Source organism: Arcobacter sp. LA11, from assembly GCF_001895145.1.
Taxonomy (GTDB): domain Bacteria; phylum Campylobacterota; class Campylobacteria; order Campylobacterales; family Arcobacteraceae; genus Halarcobacter.
On the sequence record NZ_BDIR01000006.1, the window covers coordinates 43297 to 63894 of the forward strand.

The 20598-nt window shown below is 27.6% G+C and carries 20 protein-coding genes; 13 read left to right on the top strand and 7 right to left on the bottom strand.

The window, feature by feature from the left end:
• Positions 1-39: 39 nt before the first annotated feature.
• The 4 genes from glpK to BT997_RS08410 all read left to right on the top strand — a co-directional run bounded on the left by glpK (position 40) and on the right by BT997_RS08410 (position 5972).
• On the top strand, positions 40-1539 hold the full coding sequence (gene glpK / locus BT997_RS08395) for a glycerol kinase GlpK (protein ID WP_072681166.1): 1500 nt from the start codon (positions 40-42) through the stop codon (positions 1537-1539).
• Positions 1540-1729: 190 nt separating this feature from the next.
• On the top strand, positions 1730-3223 hold the full coding sequence (locus BT997_RS08400) for an aldehyde dehydrogenase family protein (RefSeq protein ID WP_083568603.1): 1494 nt from the start codon (positions 1730-1732) through the stop codon (positions 3221-3223).
• A gap of 30 nt (positions 3224-3253) precedes the next feature.
• Complete coding sequence (gene pyk / locus BT997_RS08405) at positions 3254-4711, top strand: pyruvate kinase (protein WP_072681168.1); 1458 nt, start codon at positions 3254-3256, stop codon at positions 4709-4711.
• A gap of 61 nt (positions 4712-4772) precedes the next feature.
• Entirely contained in the window at positions 4773-5972 is a 1200-nt protein-coding gene (locus BT997_RS08410; RefSeq protein ID WP_072681170.1) for a class I SAM-dependent rRNA methyltransferase, read from the top strand.
• A gap of 138 nt (positions 5973-6110) precedes the next feature.
• Here BT997_RS08410 and BT997_RS08415 read toward each other — a convergent pair whose 3' ends face one another.
• From BT997_RS08415 to BT997_RS08440, 6 genes are all read right to left on the bottom strand, one after another.
• On the bottom strand, positions 6111-6437 hold the full coding sequence (locus BT997_RS08415) for a hypothetical protein (protein WP_072681172.1): 327 nt from the start codon (positions 6435-6437) through the stop codon (positions 6111-6113).
• A 157-nt stretch (positions 6438-6594) separates the two neighbouring features.
• On the bottom strand, positions 6595-7575 hold the full coding sequence (locus BT997_RS08420; RefSeq protein ID WP_072681173.1) for an iron-sulfur cluster assembly scaffold protein: 981 nt from the start codon (positions 7573-7575) through the stop codon (positions 6595-6597).
• A gap of 32 nt (positions 7576-7607) precedes the next feature.
• Positions 7608-8798 carry a NifS family cysteine desulfurase gene (locus BT997_RS08425; RefSeq protein ID WP_072681174.1) on the bottom strand — a complete coding sequence of 397 codons (1191 nt, stop codon included), beginning with the start codon at positions 8796-8798 and terminating at the stop codon, positions 7608-7610.
• A gap of 203 nt (positions 8799-9001) precedes the next feature.
• Positions 9002-9652, bottom strand: a complete 651-nt coding sequence (locus BT997_RS08430) for a hypothetical protein (protein ID WP_072681176.1) — start codon at positions 9650-9652, stop codon at positions 9002-9004.
• The gene (locus BT997_RS08435) at positions 9649-10563 is read right to left on the bottom strand and encodes an MlaD family protein (protein WP_072681178.1); all 915 of its coding nucleotides are present in this window, start codon (positions 10561-10563) and stop codon (positions 9649-9651) included. Before BT997_RS08435 ends, BT997_RS08430 begins: the two co-directional genes overlap by 4 nt.
• Positions 10564-10579: 16 nt before the next feature.
• Positions 10580-11329, bottom strand: coding sequence for an ABC transporter permease (locus BT997_RS08440; RefSeq protein WP_072681180.1), 750 nt, complete (start codon positions 11327-11329; stop codon positions 10580-10582).
• A 109-nt stretch (positions 11330-11438) separates the two neighbouring features.
• On the opposite strand from BT997_RS08440, the gene BT997_RS08445 reads away from it, so the two are divergent.
• The 3 genes from BT997_RS08445 to BT997_RS08455 all read left to right on the top strand — a co-directional run bounded on the left by BT997_RS08445 (position 11439) and on the right by BT997_RS08455 (position 13549).
• Positions 11439-12257 carry a transporter substrate-binding domain-containing protein gene (locus BT997_RS08445; protein WP_072681182.1) on the top strand — a complete coding sequence of 273 codons (819 nt, stop codon included), beginning with the start codon at positions 11439-11441 and terminating at the stop codon, positions 12255-12257.
• Positions 12258-12389: 132 nt separating this feature from the next.
• Positions 12390-13058, top strand: a complete 669-nt coding sequence (locus BT997_RS08450; RefSeq protein WP_258239462.1) for an amino acid ABC transporter permease — start codon at positions 12390-12392, stop codon at positions 13056-13058.
• Between the two features lie 56 nt (positions 13059-13114).
• Entirely contained in the window at positions 13115-13549 is a 435-nt protein-coding gene (locus tag BT997_RS08455; protein WP_072681186.1) for a DUF2214 family protein, read from the top strand.
• A 14-nt stretch (positions 13550-13563) separates the two neighbouring features.
• Here the strand turns inward: BT997_RS08455 and BT997_RS08460 are convergent, their stop codons facing one another.
• A complete protein-coding gene (locus BT997_RS08460) occupies positions 13564-15228 on the bottom strand; it encodes a transporter substrate-binding domain-containing protein (RefSeq protein WP_072681187.1) in 1665 nt (554 codons plus the stop codon).
• A gap of 162 nt (positions 15229-15390) precedes the next feature.
• Between BT997_RS08460 and sufB the strand changes: the two genes are divergently transcribed.
• The 6 genes from sufB to BT997_RS08490 are packed head-to-tail and all read left to right on the top strand — an operon-like array spanning position 15391 to position 20595.
• A complete protein-coding gene (gene sufB, locus BT997_RS08465; protein WP_072681189.1) occupies positions 15391-16827 on the top strand; it encodes a Fe-S cluster assembly protein SufB in 1437 nt (478 codons plus the stop codon).
• 4 nt (positions 16828-16831) lie between these two features.
• Positions 16832-17620, top strand: a complete 789-nt coding sequence (gene sufC / locus BT997_RS08470; protein WP_258239467.1) for a Fe-S cluster assembly ATPase SufC — start codon at positions 16832-16834, stop codon at positions 17618-17620.
• A complete protein-coding gene (locus tag BT997_RS08475) occupies positions 17607-18638 on the top strand; it encodes a SufD family Fe-S cluster assembly protein (RefSeq protein ID WP_072681191.1) in 1032 nt (343 codons plus the stop codon). The genes sufC and BT997_RS08475 overlap by 14 nt, the downstream gene beginning before the upstream one ends.
• A complete protein-coding gene (locus tag BT997_RS08480; RefSeq protein ID WP_072681193.1) occupies positions 18631-19815 on the top strand; it encodes an aminotransferase class V-fold PLP-dependent enzyme in 1185 nt (394 codons plus the stop codon). Before BT997_RS08475 ends, BT997_RS08480 begins: the two co-directional genes overlap by 8 nt.
• Before the next feature lie 10 nt (positions 19816-19825).
• Positions 19826-20233, top strand: coding sequence for a SufE family protein (locus BT997_RS08485; RefSeq protein WP_072681195.1), 408 nt, complete (start codon positions 19826-19828; stop codon positions 20231-20233).
• Between the two features lie 17 nt (positions 20234-20250).
• Positions 20251-20595 (top strand): metal-sulfur cluster assembly factor, encoded by a 345-nt coding sequence (locus tag BT997_RS08490; RefSeq protein ID WP_072681196.1) that lies wholly within the window; start codon positions 20251-20253, stop codon positions 20593-20595.
• The last annotated feature ends 3 nt before the right edge of the window (positions 20596-20598 follow it).

Genomic DNA, 20598 nt, shown 5'->3' on the forward strand with positions numbered 1-20598 from the left:
AACAAAATCTAACAAATGAATATACTTAAGTAGGCAATTATGAAATACATTTTAGCAATAGATCAAGGTACAACTTCAAGTAGAGCAATACTATTTAATAAAGAGATGAAGATTGAAGCAATTTCACAAGAAGAGTTTCCTCAATATTTTCCAGATTCGGGATGGGTAGAACATAATCCAAATGATTTATTAGAAACAACTTTAAATTCATGTAAAGAAGTATTAAAAAAAGCAAATGCTAGAATAGAAGATATTGTATCTATAGGAATAACTAATCAAAGAGAAACTACTGTTGTTTGGGATAAGCATACAGGAGAAGCAATTTATAATGCAATAGTATGGCAAGATAGACGAACATCAGCAGAGTGTAATGAATTAAAAAAAGCTGGTTACGAAAAAATGATAATGGAAAAAACTGGGCTTTTATTAGATCCTTATTTTTCAGGAATGAAATTAAGATGGATTTTACAAAATGTTGAAGGAGCAAAAGAGAAGGCTTCAAAAGGTGATTTACTTTTTGGAACTGTTGATTCTTTTTTAATTTGGAAACTAACAAATAAACAGACTCATGTAACTGATGCTACAAATGCTGCAAGAACAATACTTTATAATATTCAAACAAATGAATGGGATAAAGAGATTTGTAAACTATTAGATATTCCTATGAATATGTTACCTGAGGTTAAAGATTGTGCTGATGATTTTGGATTTTTAAATAAAGAACTTTTTGGAAAAGAAATTCCTATAAATGGAGTTGCTGGAGATCAACAATCTGCACTTATAGGTCAAGCTTGTTTTGAACCAGGAATGGCAAAATCAACTTATGGTACAGGTTGTTTTGCTATTTTAAATATTGGTGAAGATATGATTATTTCAAAAAATAGACTTCTTACAACTATTGCTTATAGATTAAATGGAAAAACAACATATGCCTTAGAGGGTTCAATTTTTATTGCCGGTGCAGTTATTCAATGGTTAAGAGATGGATTAAAAATTATAGAAAAAGCAAGTGATGCTCAAGAAATGGCTTTAAATGCAGATGAAAATCAACAACTATATTTAGTTCCTGCATTTACTGGATTAGGTGCTCCTTACTGGGATACAAAATGTCGTGGTGCCTTATATGGTTTGACAAGAGGTTCTGGTCCAAATGAATTTGCAAAAGCTGCTCTAGAAAGTGTTGGTTATCAAACTAGAGATTTAATTGAAGCTATGAATGATGACTGGAGTAGTTTTAATAAATCTAAGAACTCTAAAACAATACTAAGAGTTGATGGAGGAATGTCATCATCTGATTATACTATGCAATTTTTATCAGATATTCTAGGTTCATCTATAGATAGACCTGAAATATTAGAGACAACTGCTTTAGGTGTTGCTTGGCTTGCAGGTATGAAAGCAGGATTCTATCCAAAAAAAGATGATTTTTCAAAAAGTTGGAAACTTGAAAAAGGATTTCAACCAAAAATGGAAGAAAGAAAAAAAGAAGAACTTTATGCCGGATGGCAAGATGCAATATCAAAAACACTAACAAAATAACCTATTTTATTTAACTTTATTTTAGAGATAATTCATATTATCTCTAAAATCTCCTCAATTAAAACACTATTTTATATAGATAAAATCATTTTTTTATAGATATTTTATTTGTTATAACATTATAATGATTAAGTTTTGTATAAGTTTATAATCATTATAATGTTATAATAAATATTCAGAAAGGGATAAGATGAAAAATTTAAATCAAAATGATTTATTAAAATCAAACTTTTTAAAAACAATTAGTAAAGAAACAATGAAAAACCTAGTAGCAGGTGAATGGAAAGATAGTCATGAAATAAGTAAAAATATTAATCCTTCTGATACCTCTGATATAGTATCTACATTTTATAGAGGGACATATAATCATATTTTTGACACTATTAATTTTGCAAAAGAAGTACAAAAAGATTGGGCTAAATCTTCAATCTATTTAAGACAAGAAATTCTTAATGATATTGCAGAAAAATTACTCGCAAATAAAGATTATTATGGAGAGATTATTGCAAGAGAAGCAGGAAAACCTATAAAAGAGGCAACAGATGAAGTTGTAAAATCTGCAGAATTCTTTTCATACTTTGCTGCTGAAGCAATTAGACAAAAAGGTGCATTTATGGATTCACCAAGAGATTCAGTTGATATTGAAGTTATAAATGAACCTGTGGGAGTTGTTGGAGTAATTACACCATGGAATTATCCTTTAGCAATTGCTGCTTGGAAAGTAGCACCTGCACTTGCATATGGAAATAGTGTAATCTTAAAACCATCAAGTCAAACTCCTGCTATTGCATATATTTTAGCAAAGATTATTGATACTACAAAACTTCCAAAAGGAGTATTTTCATTAGTATTTGGAAAAGGTGGAGTTATAGGAAATGCTTTAGCAGAATCTAAAAAAGTACAAGCAATTACTTTTACAGGTTCAGTTGCAGCAGGTAGAGAATTAGCAAAAAGATCAATCACTTCAATGACTAAACTACAACTTGAAATGGGTAGTAAGAACTCATTGATTATCTTAGATGATGCAGATATAAATACAGCTGTAGATGCAGCTATAAAAGGTGCTTATAATGCAAATGGTCAAAAATGTACTTCTTGTTCAAAACTAATAGTAACAGAGGGTATCTATACAAGATTTATTGAACTATTCAAAGCAAAAATGAAAGCATTAGTTGTTGGAAATGCAATGAATCCTAAGAGTCAAATTGGACCTTGTATTGACCAAAAACAGCTTGATGCAAATCTTGAATATATTAAATTAGGACAAGAAGAAGGTGCTACTTTAGTTTGTGGAGGAGAAGCTATAAAAACTGAAACAGATGGTTATTATTTTACTCCTGCTTTATTTATAGATGGTAAATCTAATATGAGAATAAATCAAGAAGAGATGTTTGCAGCTATTGCTTGTGTAATTAAAGTAAAAGATTATGATGAAGCAATTGAAGTATTAAATGACACAGAATTTGGTTTATCTGGTGGAATTATTACAAATGATTTAAAAAGAGCAATGCAGTTTAAACACGATGCAGAAATAGGAAATGTAATGATAAATCTTCCAACAGCGGGAATGGATAATCATGTACCATTTGGAGGAAGAAAAGGTTCATCTTATGGTTCAAGAGAAAAATCATATGCCGCAAGTGATTTTTACACAACAACTAAAACAGCATATATTAAATACTAGATAAAACTCTAGTATTTAAAAGGAGATATCATCGAAAAGAAAACAAAAATATTGGCAACACTAGGACCAAATAGTGATAATTTAAAAACCATTGAAGGGCTGATTAAAGCTGGCGCAAATATGTTTAGATTAAATTTTTCCCATGGAACTCATGAGTATCATTTAAATACATTAAATACTATTAGAACAGCTATGAAAAATTTAAATACAACAGTAGGAATCCTTCAAGATATTTCAGGTCCTAAAGTTAGAGTTGGAGAATTAAAAGAGAACTTTGAACTTAAAAAAGGTGATTTAATTACATTTTTAGAAGAAGAAACAATTGGATATAAAAAATCATCTAATGAATATATTGTTTCAATAAACTACCCTAAAATTTTAAAAAAGATTAAACTAGATGAATATATATATTTATATGATGGAATCATAAGAGCAAAAGTTGTATCAGTAAAAGGAAGCATTAAAGCTAGAATAGAAAATAATGGAACGCTATCTTCACGAAAAGGTGTAAATTTCCCGAATACACAAATTGATATAAATGTAATTACAAAAAAAGATGAAAATGATATAGCTTGGGGAATTGAAAATGAAGTAGATTATTTTGCAATTTCATTTGTACAAAATGCAAAAGATATGAAAAAAGCAAAAAAGCTTTTACAAGGATATGATGGAAAATTAATTGCAAAAATAGAAAAGTTTGATGCAGTTGAAAATATCGATGAAATTGTAAAACATAGTGATGGAATAATGGTTGCACGTGGTGACTTAGGAATAGAAGTACCCTACTTTGATGTTCCAACAATCCAAAAGATGTTAATTAGAAAATCAAATGAAGCGGGAATTCCAGTTATTACAGCAACACAGATGCTATTATCAATGACAAGCAATGAAAGAGCAACAAGAGCAGAAATATCTGATGTTGCAAATGCTGTTTTAGATGGTACTGATGTTGTAATGCTAAGTGAAGAAACAGCAGTTGGAGAAAATCCAATAAATGTTGTTGAAACAATGAGTAATATTATAAAAAGAACAGAAGAAATTTACAAATATGATAAGCAAGAAAAGTTTGATTATCTTGATGAATTTGACGTTATTCAAGCAACCGTTACAAAACTTGCAGATGATTTAGATGCAAAAGGAATTTTATCTCTTACAAGTTCAGGTAAATCAGCAATAAAAATGTCACGATATAGACCAAAAACACCAATCTATGCATTTACACATTCACAAAAAATATTGAATTCTTTAAATCCAATCTGGGGAGTTACTCCAATAGAAACTATAAAAGAATCTAAAGCCACTAGAATGATTAAAAGAATGCTAAGAATTTTAAAAGAAAAAGATTTATTAGATAAAAATGGGCCATATATTGTAACTATTGGATATCCAGCAGGAGTGCCAGGAAGTACAAATACAATAAAAATATTGACCGAACTTGAAATAGAATATTATTTAAACTACACTACTACAAAAAAATTCGTTTACTAACAGTAAATATTAAAATGCCTTGGGTATAATTAAAAAATTATATCCAAGGACAAAATAAAAAATGTACAAAGAAATAGACCTAATTGTTAAACCAAGATGTATTGATGAATATAAAGATGGTTATCCTTTAATATCAAAAGAATCTATTGCTTCATGGGATAAAATTTCAGAAGAAGGAATAATAATTAATCTTTTGGATAATAAAAGAAAATTTATTGCAAAAGGCTATCATGGGAAACAAAACAAAGGTTTTGGATGGGTTTTATCTACTAAAAAAGAAGAAAAAATAGATATAAATTTTTTCAAAAAAAGAATAAACAATGCAATAGAATATAGAAAAGACTTTTTTGAAAATAAATCAACTACGGCATTTAGAGTTTTAAATGGTGAAGGGGATAATCTTGGTGGTCTTACAATAGATTATTTTAATGGATTTTATTTACTAACTTGGTATAGTTTAGGAATTTACCAATTTAAAGAAGATATTCTTGAAGCCTTAAAAGCTCAAGTAGAATATAAAGGTATCTATCAAAAAAGAAGGTTTGATACAAAAGGTCAATATCTTGAAGGTGATAATGACTTTGTTTGTGGAAAAGAAGCACCTAAACCACTTATAGTAAAAGAAAATGATATTAATTTTGCAATCTATTTAGATGATGGACCTATGGTTGGAGTTTTTTTAGACCAAAGAGAAGTTAGAAAAACTATAAGAGATAAATATTCAAAAAATAAATCAGTATTAAATACTTTTTCTTACACTGGAGCTTTTTCAGTATTTGCAGCTTGTGGAGGTTCTAAAAAGACTACAAGTGTTGATTTAGCAAATAGAAGTAGACCTAAAACTAAAGAACAATTTGAAATAAATAATATAGATGTAGAACAACAAGATATTATTGTTCAAGATGTATTTGACTACTTTAACTTTGCAGTAAAAAAAGGTTTTAAATTTGATATGGTTGTAGTTGATCCACCAAGTTTTGCAAGGTCAAAAAAACGAACATTTAGTGTAGCAAAAGATTATGTAAAACTTTTAAAAGAGATAATTCAAATCACAAATAAAGATGGAATAATTGTTGCATCTACAAACTGTGCAAATTTTGGAATGGTAACGTTTAGAGATTTCATTGCGAAAGCATTTAAAGAATCCCACAAAAAATATAAGATAGAAGAATCTTTTTCACTTCCTAAAGATTTTAAAGTTATAGATGAGTTTAGAGAAGGTTCTTATTTAAAAGTAGTGTTTATTAGAAAGCTATCTTAGTAATCTAAAAAATAATTATATTTTTATTTAGAATCAAAGATACTCAATTGAATAATTAAGTACCCTATCAACAAATTTTTAATCCATAAAACAGAAAGAGCTAATATTACAGGTTTTTTTATTCTTTTTTACTATATTTTAATTGCGGTTAGTTATATACAAACGATAAAGTGTTGGTCTAGATGTCCCCCAGATTGCAGTTGAACAAGAGTCTGAAAACCCTTTTACAATTTTCCCTGAGATCAAAGCTGATAAAAGCATATTAAATTTTTGTTTAGAGGCTATTGTATCATCAATTTTAAGAAGATAAGGTGAACCAACAGTACAATTTCCAGGTCCAGGATCAGGACTAAGTCTGATTGCTGCATACGAATCATGATGTAGGATATCTGTTACTTTTGCTTCCCATGCATATGTATTTCCAAATAACAAAAAAATTAATAGTAGTATATTTTTTATTTTCAAGACAGAAATCCTTTATTTTTATTAATATTTTTAATTAAAAAATTTTACATAAAAAATTCTTAATTTTGCATAATAAATAATGTAATTTATATATTTTAGACAAAAAAAAAGAGAAGAAAGACTCTTCTCTTTTTTTACTGATTAAAATTTCTAATTACTAGATTGGTAAAACTCTAATATTTTCATCAACTTTTTGTTTTAATACTGACTCAATCGCGTATAAAGTTCCAGTATCTCCTGAAGCACAACCATTACATGCACCTAAGTATCTAATATATAAGTCATAATGAGGAATATTTTCTTTAATATCAATGATTTCCATGTTTCCACCATCCATCATTAACATTGGTCTAATATCAGTATCTAAGATACCATCAATTAATTTGATTCTTTGAACAATTGTCATCTTATCAAATGAAGCTTCACCAGCTGCACTTGCATCTGCTGCATTTTTAAGTCTCTCTTCTTCCATCTCAGCTCTAACATCAGCTAAAATATCAACTAAGTAGATATCTTTTTCTTCATGTCCACCTGGTTTAATACAAGACTTACAAAATGCTCCAGCTTTTGTATAATCTGTAATCTCTTCAACAGTTTTTAAATCATTTAATTTAATAACTTCTTGAATCGTTCCTAATGTAACCCTTGCACACTCACAAACGATAACTTCAGTCTCGAAAGACTCCATATCAACACCTTTGTATTCACCTGCAGCTTTTTTGATAACATCATAAGCCATAACTGAACAGTGCATTTTTTGTGGTGGAACAGCAGGAACATCTGGATGATCTCTAAGTGCATGCTCAACATCGATATTTGTAATCTTTACAGCTTCATCAACAGTTTTTCCAATACAAAGTTCTGCCATAACATCTGAAGATGCAATTGCTGTACCACAACCAAAAGATTTAAATTTTGAATCTTTAATTACATCTGTTTCCTCATCAACAACCCAGTAAAGTCTTACTGCGTCACCACATGATTCTGCTCCAAAGTCTGCAACAATTAACTTACCACCTATAGTTGCTGCCATATCTTCAGTAATTTCACCTTGATGAGTAGGTTCATCCATTCTTCTAATTACTTGGTTTGAATACTCATCCCAGATTGAACCACTAATTAAATCATTCTTAGCCATATTAATTTTCCTTCTCTTCTATTCTTTTTTTCTTATAATTGTGACACGTGATTTTTTGGTGTGTATGCATATGAACTAGAAATATCTCTTAATCTATTTACTGCATTTTTAACCACTTCAATTGCATAATCAATTTGTTCTTCAGTAGTAAATCTACTTAAAGAAAATCTTACACCTGTGTGAGCTAACTCACTATCACTTCCAAAGGCATTCATTACTGGATTTGCTTCTAAGTCTTCACTTGCACACGCTGAACCAGTTGATGCACCAATTGTTTTTTGATTCATATCCCATAACATTGATTCACCTTCAACACCTCTAATTGAGATTAAAGTTGTATTTGGAGTTCTATTATCTTTTCCACCAATTACAATTGTTTCAGGGATTTCTAAAATTGCATTTTCTAATTTATCTCTTAATCTTTTAACTTCTGTATTTTCATAACCTAAATGTTCAACTGCAAGTTTCATAGCAACACCCATTCCTACCATTGATGCAACATCTACTGTACCTGCTCTATGACCACCCATTTGTTCACCACCATGGAACAATGGAGTTAATTCATAACCTTTTTGAACATATAAAGCACCAACACCTTTTGGTCCATGGAATTTATGTGCTGAAAGAGATAAATAGTTTACATTACACTCTTGAACATCTACAGGAACTTTTCCAATTGCTTGTACTGCATCAGTATGGAAAGCAACACCAGCTTCTTTGCAGATAGCTCCGATTTCTTTTATAGGAAAAAGTTTACCAGTTTCATTGTTTGCCCACATGATAGATACTAAAGCTGTATCTTCTTTGATATAGTCTTTTACTGATGAAGCTTCTAAAACACCATCTTCATTCACAGGAAGATAAGTTACACTTACACCTTGTGATTCTAGAAATTTACATGTGGCAGTAATTGCCGGATGCTCAACTTCAGAAGTAATAATGTGGTTTTTATTACCATTTAAAATTTTATCAATCCAAATACCTTTTAATACAGTATTGTTACTCTCTGTTGCATTTGCAGTAACTATTATATCATCAGCATCTGCAGCATTAATACCATCATATAAATAATTTAAAGCTTCTATCATCTTTGGATGAGTTCCTGCTCCAAACTTGTGTAATGAATTTGGATTACCATAAATATGACAAAAGAATGGTTCCATAGCTTTATAAACTTCTGGAGCTACCATTGTTGTCGCATTATTATCTAAATATACTTCCATACATATTCCTATTTTTTTAACTATTTCTATGCAAAATCTATTCCATAAGAAAGTGTCATTTTAAATTAATTTGTGGAATTATAATTTAAATAGGATAAAAATTGTCTTAATTAAATTATTTACTATAAATTATTTACAAAAAATAACACAAATCAGGGCTTTAAAGTTGATTATACATCAAGAAAATATTACTAAAAATAAGATTAAATCTTTAAAATCTTAATTTTCTTAGCAATCTTTTCTTTTTCACTTAAATCTTCTTCTATTTCATAATAATATTCTAGCCAAAAAAGTACTATTTTTTTATATCCTAAAAAAGATGATTCTTCAACTAGATATTTTATTTGTTCTTTTTTTAACTTGTCTTTGATTAAACTAGCTGCAATAAATTTTGAACTTGATTGTTCCATTGATTTTATAGATTCAAATGCTAAATCATATTTTTTTAAAGATTTATAGTTCACAAAAGTTCTATACTGTTTAGGTAAATATTTTATTTGTTCTTCTTTTACTTCACTTACTAACATAGAAAAATATATTTTTAACTCTTTTGAAACAATAAACTCTTCTATTTTAATATAGTTTTTACACATATTATTTTGTTCAACACTTTTATTTAGAGCACAAGCTCCTAGGTATACACGCCCTAGTTGTTCTAAGTTTGCACTTTGTTTTGCATATTTTATTGCTCTTTGTAAATCACTTTGTGCTAAATCTTCTTCATCAATTAAAAAATATCTGGCATATGAATTAAAAGAATTTGAACTATTAAACTCCCATTGATTTTGAGGAGATTTAAAAGAACAACCTTGAAAAACTATAAATAGAAATAGAGTCATAATAAATATTTTCATGGCAACACCACTTTCTCATTTTGTCCAGTTTGAAAAAGGTTATCAACTTTTTCAATAATCTGATTAGTTTTTGATAATCCTGTTTTAATCTGTTTTTTTATTGTATTTATGTCTTTATCTGAGGAACCTACAGAATTTACAACACCATCTAAACTTTTTAATTTTGACTCAATATCTTTTGCTATATTATTTAATTCTTTGATTAATTCTGAGACTTGAGGTACCACATCTTTATTTAAATCTGAACTCATTTTATTGAAGTTATTAATTAATCTAGGTAATTTATTTATAGTTTGAATAAATGCTTCAGTAGCTTTTTCATCACCTGTTAAACTTGTAAGTAAAGATTTATCTTTTGCTAATGATGTAGTAAACTCTTCAATATTTTTTATAATTTTCATCAACTCTGAATTATCTTTGGCTAAATAAGTAGTAATTTTATCAACAGAATTTACAATATTACCAATCTTTTTAACTATAGGTTCTAGACTTAGAACCAAATCATTGATATCATTGTTTATTATAACATCAAGGGTTGAACCATCTTTTAAAATAGGATTTCCAATTGCAGAGTATAAAATAATATGGGGTGAACCAAGAAGTGGCTTTCGTATCATCAGTAAACTTTCTTCACAAACCCATTTTTGATTTTGTTTATCTACGGAGAAAATAAATTTAACATTTCCATTATCTAAAAGTTTAATTTCATCAACTCTACCCACTGCAAAACCAGATACTTTTACAGGCATTCCAACAGTAAAGGAATCAGCGCTAAATGTAGTAAAAGAGTAGTTATATCTTTTATCAAAAGTACCTTTTTTATCTAAAATATAATATACAACACCTGATAAGTTTAAAATTAAAAAAAGTACAAATAAACCTACTTTAAATCTTATATTATTATAAGTCATAATTTTCCTAAATGTTCTAATAAAGTATCAATATAGATAATAACTCTACAAAGATTAGCATACTTAATATTATAATCAAGTTTTTTATTACTACTTGAGTTAGATTATAATTACTTTTCTTTTTATGTCCAGAATAAAGTGGAATAAGTACAGTAACAAATCCAAAAATAGAGCCTTTGATAAGTAAAACTATAATATTTTCAAAAGCTATTGAGTTGATGATTAAATTTTTATATGTAAAAAAATCAATATTTAAATATAAATATGAAACTATATATCCACTAGCTAACATAATACTTGCAAAAAATAAAGCCATAAGAGGAACAATAAACAAGCCATTTATTAATGTTGGAATATAGACTTTATTTATCAAACTATTTCTTTCTTTTTTTATATTCTGTATTTTTTCTGCTAAAGATAAACTATACACAAACATAAAAAAGAGGGTTGTAAAAAAAGGTGAAAATTCATTTATCACAAGGAGTACTAATAAATCGCCTATTTGGTCAATCAAATTAAAATTTAAAGCAAAACTAATTGCAATAACAATAATAATTGAACCTAAAAATAATGCTAAGAAAATAAAAGAAAATAGATTTTCGATACTACTTAAATAAACTTGCTTAACTAAAAAAATCCTTGATGACTTACCATAATTACTTGGTAAAAACATATTGCCTATAACTTTAAAAAAAAAGACTAAAAAATCATATGTAGCTAGAGAATATGAAATAACTCTATTACCTACATTTTCTACAAAATTCATGATAAACTCTTTAAGAGAAATTAAAAAATTATGACCTAAATTTACTTAACTTATTATATATAAATAATTAATATGAGATAATGCAGAAAATTTTATAAAGGTAAAAATTATGAAGAAACTCCTTTTAGTATTTCTTTCATCAATACTTGCTCTAGTTTTAGTAGGTTGTGGAGAGAAAAAAGAAGAACAGAAAACTGAAGCTAAAATTGAAAAAAAAGTTTTGAAAGTTGGTATGGAATTAGCCTACCCTCCTTTTGAAATGAGTGAAAAAGATGGAACACCTTCAGGGGTATCTGTAGATTTTGCAAAAGCACTAGGTAAATATTTAGGTAGAGAAGTTGTAATCGAAAATATTGCATGGGATGGTTTAATTCCCTCACTTAAAACTGGAAAAGTTGACCTTATTATTTCATCTATGACAATAACAGAAGAAAGAAAAAAATCAATTGATTTTTCAATTCCATATGCACAATCTTCTTTAGCAATCTTAGCAAATAAAGAATCAGGAGTTAAATCTATTGATGATTTAAATGTAGCAGGGAAAAAAGTTGCAGTAAAAAAAGGTTCAACTGGACATATTTATGCAAAAGACAATTTACCAAATGCAGAAGTTTTAGTATTTGATAAAGAAGCTGCTTGTGTACTTGAAGTTGTTCAAGGAAAAGCTGATGGGTTTATTTATGACCAATTAACTATTTATAAAAACTATGCAAAAAATATGGATACAACTGTTCCTTTACTTCAATCTTTTCAAAAAGACTTTGAATACTGGGGAGTTGCTATAAAACAAAATGATCCTTTAAAAGGTGAAGTTGACTCTTTTATTACGAAAGCAAAAGCAGATGGAACATTTGATACTCTTGCAAATAAATATTTAACAGATGCTAAAAAAACATTTGATGAATTAAATATTCCATTTTTCTTTTAGGAAATAATTATCCGTTTAAAAGATTTATTTATTCATGAATTAGGTTTTAAAAAGAAAAAACGGCTTCCAATAGCTGTTTATCTTTTTAACCTAATTTTTCTTATTGGATTAGTTCTTATTACATTTTATTTTATGTTTAAAAACATATCTTACAATTTTAATTGGGAAAGTGTTTACGAATATAGACAAAAGTTTGTTGATGGTTTTTTAATGACTATCATCATATCTTTTTTTGCACTTATTTTAAGCTTTGTTATTGGATTGTTTTTTGCATATGGACAAAACTCAAGATTTATTCCTCTTAGATTTTTCTCAAGATTTTATATTGAGCTAATAAGAGGAACACCTCTTCTTGTACAAATACTAATCTTCTTTTACGTATTTGCAAATAACTTAGGTTTTGAAAATAGATATATAGTTGGTACTGTTATTCTCGCACTTTTTGCGGGAGCATATGTATGTGAGATAATAAGAGCAGCAATAGAATCAGTAGATTTTGAACAGTATGAAACAAGTCTAAGTCTAGGGATGTCAGCATATCAAATGTATGTATATGTAATATTCCCACAAGCTTTTAGAAGAATGTTGCCAGCACTAACAGGACAGTTTGCTAGTATCATAAAAGACTCATCACTACTTTCAATCATATCAATTAGTGAATTTACTATGAATGCCCAAGAAGTAAATGCATATACTTATTCAACACTTGAAAGTTATATTCCGCTTGCTATTGGATATTTGATGTTAACTTATCCTATTTCTTATTATACAAGTAAATTAGAAGCTAATATTCATAAATAATATTTGCTTAATTAAGATATATTTACATAGAATTCCAAAAATTATAAAGGTTAAAAATGTCAGAGATAATTTTTAGATATATACATTTTATAGGTATTATGAGTTTATCTGCAACTTTAGTTGCTGAGCATTTAATTCTAAGTTCACAAATGAATATGAAACAATTTAAAAAAGTTGCTTTTATTGATTTGATTTTTGGAATAAGTGCAATTATAACTTTAATTGGTGGATTATCATTATGGTTGTGGGTAGGAAAAGATAGTAGTTTTTATTCAACAAACTGGATTTTTCATATAAAAATTACAATATTTATTCTAATCTCATTATTATCAATTTATCCAACAGTATTTTTTCTTAAAAATAGAAATAATAGTTCTGAAATAATTAAGATACCTAAAATAATAACTATCTTAATTAAAATTGAACTATTATTATTATTTATTTTACCATTCTTAGGTAACTTAATATCTCGTGGCTATGGTATTGACTGAATATAAGACTATAGTTAAAGAGGAATTCTTATTTTAAATATAGCTCCATCTTGACTATTTTTTATATTCAATTTACCATTACAATGGTCATTTATAATTAGTTTACTCATATAAAGTCCTAAACCTGTTCCATCTTTACTTTCTTTAGTAGAAAAATATGGATCAAAAACCTTATCAATTATATCTTCGGGGACTCCACCTGCATTATCTTCAATTTCAATTATCGCATAAGTCTGGTCAAAAAAAGTTCTTATTATGATTAATGGATTTGAAATATTATTTTCAAATAAAGCATCTTCAGAATTTTTTATAATATTTAAAAGAACTTGATTCACTTCAGAAGAGAAAAGCTTTAATTCTTTATTACAGTTAAAATCAACCTTTAATTCTATCCCTTTTGATTCAAGAGAAGGATTAACTATTGACATTGAGTTCTTTATAATTTTTTCTAAAGTTATACTACTTTTTTCTTTGTCTTTTTTAAAAAAGTTTCTAAAATCATCGATTGTCATTGATAGATGTTGGGCATAATCTGATATTAGTAATATTTCTTTTCTTAAATCATTATTTGAAATTTTTTCTTCTAATATTAGCTTAATTAATAAACTGTTTGTAGTTGCAGAAATTGCAGTTAGTGGTTGCCTCCATTGATGGGCAATCATTGATATCATTTCACCCATTTGAGCAAGTCTACTTTGCTTTAACAGTTGGTCTGTTCTTTCTTTTACTTTCTTCCTAAGTTTATTATTGATTTGTTTCAACTGGTAATGAATAAAGCCCCCAGCAAATAAAAGTAAAAATACAAAGACTATGATTTCAGGTAAATACTTATAATTTACATTTTGTTCATATTTAATTGATAGATACTTATTTATAATCTCTTGATGAGTTTCCTCAGATAAATTATCTACAAGTTTATTGAATATCTGAAGAAGCATTAAATCGTCATTTCTAACACCAATTGCTAAATTAGATTTTTCATTTCCAAGTTTACTCATGATTTTTAAATCATTCATATATTCAGTTTGTAATATATGACTTACACTTAACATATTCCCTGCAAAAGCATATAATTTATTTTCTTGTACTTGTTCTAAACCATCTTTATTACTATTGACTTCTTTTATTATAAAATTTGGATATTTGTTCTGAAGAATGGTCATTAAAGCATTATTTTTAACAACACCAACTGTTTTATATTTAAGATATTTTAAGTTATTAACATAATGTTGTTCATTTTTAGTAGTAATAATAAAAGGTATTTTTAAATAAGCCTTTGTAAAATTTAAATAAGTTTTTCTTTCTGGAGTAACATTACCTAAAGTTAAAATATCACATTTCTTCTCTCTTAAAAATGCTAATGTTTGAGTCCAAGAATCTGTATTGACTAATTTAATAGGAATCTTAATTTGTTTTTGAAATATATTAAAATAATCATAACTTATTCCAATATGTTCGCCATTTTTATTAATCTTTTCAAATGGCATCCAATCAGGATCAATACATATCTTTATCATTTTTTTCTTTTTTAAATATTGATTCTCTTTAAGTGAAAAGTTTTTATTATATTTTATATTATTGATAGAATCCTCAATTTGAACTTTAGGTATATCATTATGAGCAAAAGAGGCACTCAATAGAAATATAATATATATAAAGAAAATTTTTAAAACTGGCATTGTACGATATATCCTTTTAGTCTATGAAGAGAAACAATTATATTAATTATATCTTAAATTTAGTTAATAACTTTTTCAACATATTTTATTTTAATGGTCATATGTTAAATTAACTTTAGAAATAGGACTAAAATACTCCTATTTAAAAATAAGGAGCTTGTCATGAGTGACAATCAAAAAATTAAAGAGTTATTAAACAACGATTATAAGATGGGTTTTGAGACTTTAGTAGAAAGTGATACTTTCCCTAAAGGTCTAGATGAAAATGTAATTAAAGCAATTTCAAAAAAGAAAAATGAACCATCATGGCTTTTAGATTTTAGATTAAAGGCATATAAAAGATGGTTAAAAATGGAAGAACCATCTTGGGCAAATTTAAGATACCCGATGATTGACTATAATGATATTTCATATTTTTCTGCACCAAAAAAAGCATTGGATTCTTTAGATGAAGTAGACCCAGAGATTTTAAAAACATATGAAAAACTTGGAATCCCACTTGAAGAGCAAAAAATGCTTGCAGGTGTTGCGGTTGATGCAGTATTTGATTCAGTTTCAGTTAAAACAACATATCAAGAAGAGTTAGAAAAACTAGGAATTATATTTTGTTCTGTTTCAGATGCAGCAAATAATCATCCAGAATTACTAAAAAAATATTTAGCATCAGTTGTATCTACAGGAGACAACTATTTTGCAGCACTAAATAGTGCAGTATTTACAGATGGTAGTTTTGTATATATTCCACCAAATGTAAGATGTCCAATGGAACTATCTACTTATTTTAGAATAAATGCCTTAGATACTGGACAATTTGAAAGAACTATTATCATTGCAGATAAAGGATCTTATGTATCTTACAATGAAGGGTGTTCTGCTCCAAGTAGAGATGAAAGACAACTTCATGCAGCAGTAGTTGAACTTGTAGCTCTTGATAATGCACAAATAAAATATTCTACTATTCAAAACTGGTATCCAGGTGATGAAAATGGTAAAGGTGGTATTTTAAACTTTGTTACGAAAAGAGGATTATGTCAAGGTGAGAATTCAAAAATATCTTGGACTCAAGTTGAAACAGGTTCATCTTTAACATGGAAATACCCATCATGTATTTTAAAAGGTAAGAACTCAGTTGGAGAGTTTTATTCAGTTGCTATTTCAAGCAGGGCTCAACAAGCAGATACTGGAAGTAAAATGATTCACTTAGGTGAAAATACAAAATCAACAATTATCTCAAAAGGTATTTCAGCAATGACTGGAGTAAATGCCTATAGAGGATTAGTAAGAGTTGGTAAAAATGCGAAAAATGCAAGAAATATTTCTGAGTGTGATTCTTTACTTATTGGAAACAAGTGTAAAGCACATACTTATCCATATCATGAGATAAAAAATGCTTCATCAAATATAGAACATGAAGCTACTACTTCAAAAATTTCTGATGAACAATTGTTCTATCTAAATCAAAGAGGGATAAGTGAAGAAGATGCCATTGCAATGATTGTAAATGGTTTTTGTAAAGAAGTTTTAAAAGAGTTACCAATGGAATTTGCAGCAGAAGCAAAAGAACTTTTAAGTATATCACTTGAAGGTAGTGTTGGATAAAAATATAAAAAATGAAAAGCAGGAGAAACACATGCTTAATATAAAAAATTTAAAAGTAAATATTGATAATAAAGAAATTTTAAAAGGCTTAGATTTAAAAATAAATCCAGGTGAAATCCATGTTCTTATGGGACAAAATGGTGCAGGTAAATCTACACTAGTAAAAACATTAAGTGCTCACTATGATTGTGAAGTTACGCAAGGTGATATTACTTATAAAGAAAAAGATTTATTAGAATTAGATGTAAATGAACGTGCAAATGAAGGTATTTTCATGAGTTTTCAAAACCCAGTTGAAGTACCAGGGGTAAATAATAGCTACTTTCTAAGAACTGCAATAAATGAAAAAAGAAAATATAACAATGAAAAAGAGCTTGACACTATGGAGTTTCTAAAACTTTCAAAAGAAGAGCTAGGAAAATTTGACATTGATAAAAAATTGATGCAAAGAGATTTAAATGATGGCTTTTCTGGTGGAGAGAAAAAAAGAAATGAATTAATGCAGTTGCTTTTACTAAAACCAGAGTTAATCATGCTAGATGAGATAGATTCAGGTCTAGATGTAGATGCAATTAAAACTGTAGCAGATGTAGTAAATGATTTATTGCAAAAAGATAAAAACCGTTCACTTTTAATGATTACACATTATGATAGATTATTATCTTTAATAAAACCAGACTTTGTACATGTATTAAAAGATGGGAAAATAGTAAAAACAGGTGATTATAACTTAGCACTTGAACTTGATAGCAAAGGTTATGAAGGAATAGGAATAAATGATGAAACTAATTGATTTAAAAAATATAAAATTTCCTACAAAAAAAGATGAAGAGTTTAGAAAAATAGACCTTTCTTCACTTTATGAGTATAGTTTTAAAGATAAAAAAGATTATGTAATAAATTTAGATTTAGGACAAAAAAATAAAGTATCATCTACAAATAATGAGCTTTATAAAATAAATCAGAATTTGGACTCAAAAAACTATGAACTTATTATCAAAGAAGATACTAAAGAACCAATTGTTGTTGTTCATGTATTAAAAGATGATGATATTATAAATACAAACACTCTACATATAAAAGTAGAAAAAGGTATCAAAGCTTCTATAATAGAAGTTTTCTTATCAAATTGTAAAAATACATTTTATAGTGTAAATAGAGAGTTTGAGATTAAAGATAACGCAAATTTAAACTATTTTAAGTATCAAGATATAAAAGAGTCAAATAAATTGATTATAAATTCTATCATTGATTTAAAAAATAATGCAAATATAGAGCATACAAGTTTTGAATTAGGAGATGGATTTAATCTAAATATTTATGAAACTTCTTTAGATAATATTGAATCAAGTTTAAATATAAATGGTCTGGTAAGATTATATAAAGAAGCACATTCATCATCGATATTTAATACCCTTCATAACAACAAGAGTTCATTTAGTAATGTAAACTATAAACACTCTTTACATGATAATTCAAAAGCAGTGTTTGAAGCGAAATCTATAGTAAATGAAAATGCAAACTTTTCAAAAGTTTTACAAAACTCAAATACTATTTTACTAAGTGATGATGCAACAATATTTGCAAAACCTCATCTAGAAATATCTATTGATGAATTAGAAGCAAGTCATGGTGCAACAGTTGGTTCACTTAACAAAGACCAACTTTTATATTTACGCTCAAGAGGAATAGAAGAAAATAAGGCATTTGATATGCTTTTAAAAGCTTTTGAGAATGAAATATACGATAATATAAAAGACGAAAAAATAAAAAGATTTATAGCAAATTTTAAAAGAAGTGATTATGTTTAAAAAAGATTTTCCATATTTCAATAATTCTGAAATAGTATATTTAGACAATGCAGCAACTACTCAAAAACCAGAAGCTGTAATAAATTCACAGACAGAATATTATGAAAAATATTGTGCAAATACACATAGAAGTAATTTTGGTGATGCAAATAAAGCAACTCAAAAGTTTGAAGATGCAAGAAAAACACTTAAAAATTTTATAAATGCAAATATAAATGAAGAGATAATATTTACAAAAGGTGTAACTGAATCTATAAATTTTATAGCAAGTTCTTACGCAAAAAATTTTAAAACAGTTATTATCTCTAGCTTAGAGCATCATTCAAATATAGTTCCATGGCATATGCAAGGAAGAAGTTTAGGAAATGGTTTAGAAGTAGTAAAAGTAAATGACAACTTAGATTTTAACTTTGCACATTTTAAAGAACTACTAAAAGAGAATCCAAATGCCTTTGTAAGTGTAACTCATATCTCAAATGCCTTTGGAAAAATACATGATATAAAAATCATCACAGAACTTGCTCATAAGTATGGTGCTGTAGTTATGATAGATGGAGCACAAAGTCTAGCTCATATGAAAGTAGATATGCAAGAGCTTGATGTGGACTTTTTTGCAATATCTTCACATAAAACTTTTGGACCTACAGGTGTTGGTGCCATATATATAAAAGAAAAGTATTTAAAAAATGTAGAGGCTTATCAAACTGGAGGAGCTACTATACATGAAGTTGATTTTAATAGTTCGACTTTATTAGATTCTCCATATAAGTTTGAAGCTGGTACTCAAAATATTGCAGGAATAATTGGCTTTGCAGAAGCTTTAAATTTTATTTCACATGTTGGATACGAAAATATCGAAGCTATCGAAAAAAATGTATATAATTATCTAGATGAGGAATTAAGAAAAATACCTAATATCATCTTTTACAATAATATAGAAGATAGTGTAGGAAGTAGAAGTTTTAATTTTGAAAATATTGTTCATGATGATATTGGGATACTTGTTGACAAAATGGGTATTGCACTTAGAGTGGGACACCATTGTGCACAACCTATTATGAAGCAACTTGATATTAGAGGAACAATTAGAGTTTCAATTTCATTTTACAATGATTATAAAGATGTTGATAAGTTAATAGTGGCACTAAAAAGAGCTTTAAGTATGTTAGAAGATTAGAAGGATACTTGTGAGTATTGAACAAAGAGTAAATGATATAAAAGAAGACCTAGATTTTTTTGAAGATGAATTACAAAAATATGAATACATAATAGATTTAGGTAAAAAACTAGATTCTTTAGATGATGAATATAAAGTTCCAGCACATATAGTCCATGGTTGTACTTCACAAGTTTGGTTAGTATGTGAACAAAAAGATGGAAAGTTATACTTTAAAGGAACATCTGATGCTGTAATCGTAAAAGGTTTAGTATATATCATTCTAAAAATATTCTCTGATTCAACAATTGAAGAACTTAAAGATACTGACATGGATATAGTCTATGAGCTAAATTTAAGTGAGGTTATTACTCCAAATAGACAAAGTGGAATAATAGGAATGATAAAAAAAATAAAAGAATATGCTATTAAAGCGTAAAGTAAAAGGTAAATACTATGTCGTTAATAAAAAATGATGAAGCAATTAAAGCAGAAGTAATTAATAGATTAAAAAATATATTTGATCCAGAAATACCAGTAAATATTTATGACTTAGGATTAATATACAAAATAGACTTTGCAATAATAGATAATTATAGACATGCAAGTGTTGAAATGACACTTACATCTCCATCTTGTCCAGTTGCAGAAGGTTTAGTTGAACAAGTAAGATATGTAACATTAAGTGTTGAAGAAATAGATGAAGTAAATGTAAATTTAGTTTTTGACCCACCTTGGGATATGAGTAAGATGAGTGAAGATGCAAAAGAAATTATGGTAGCTTCTGGAGCAGCTATCTAAAGG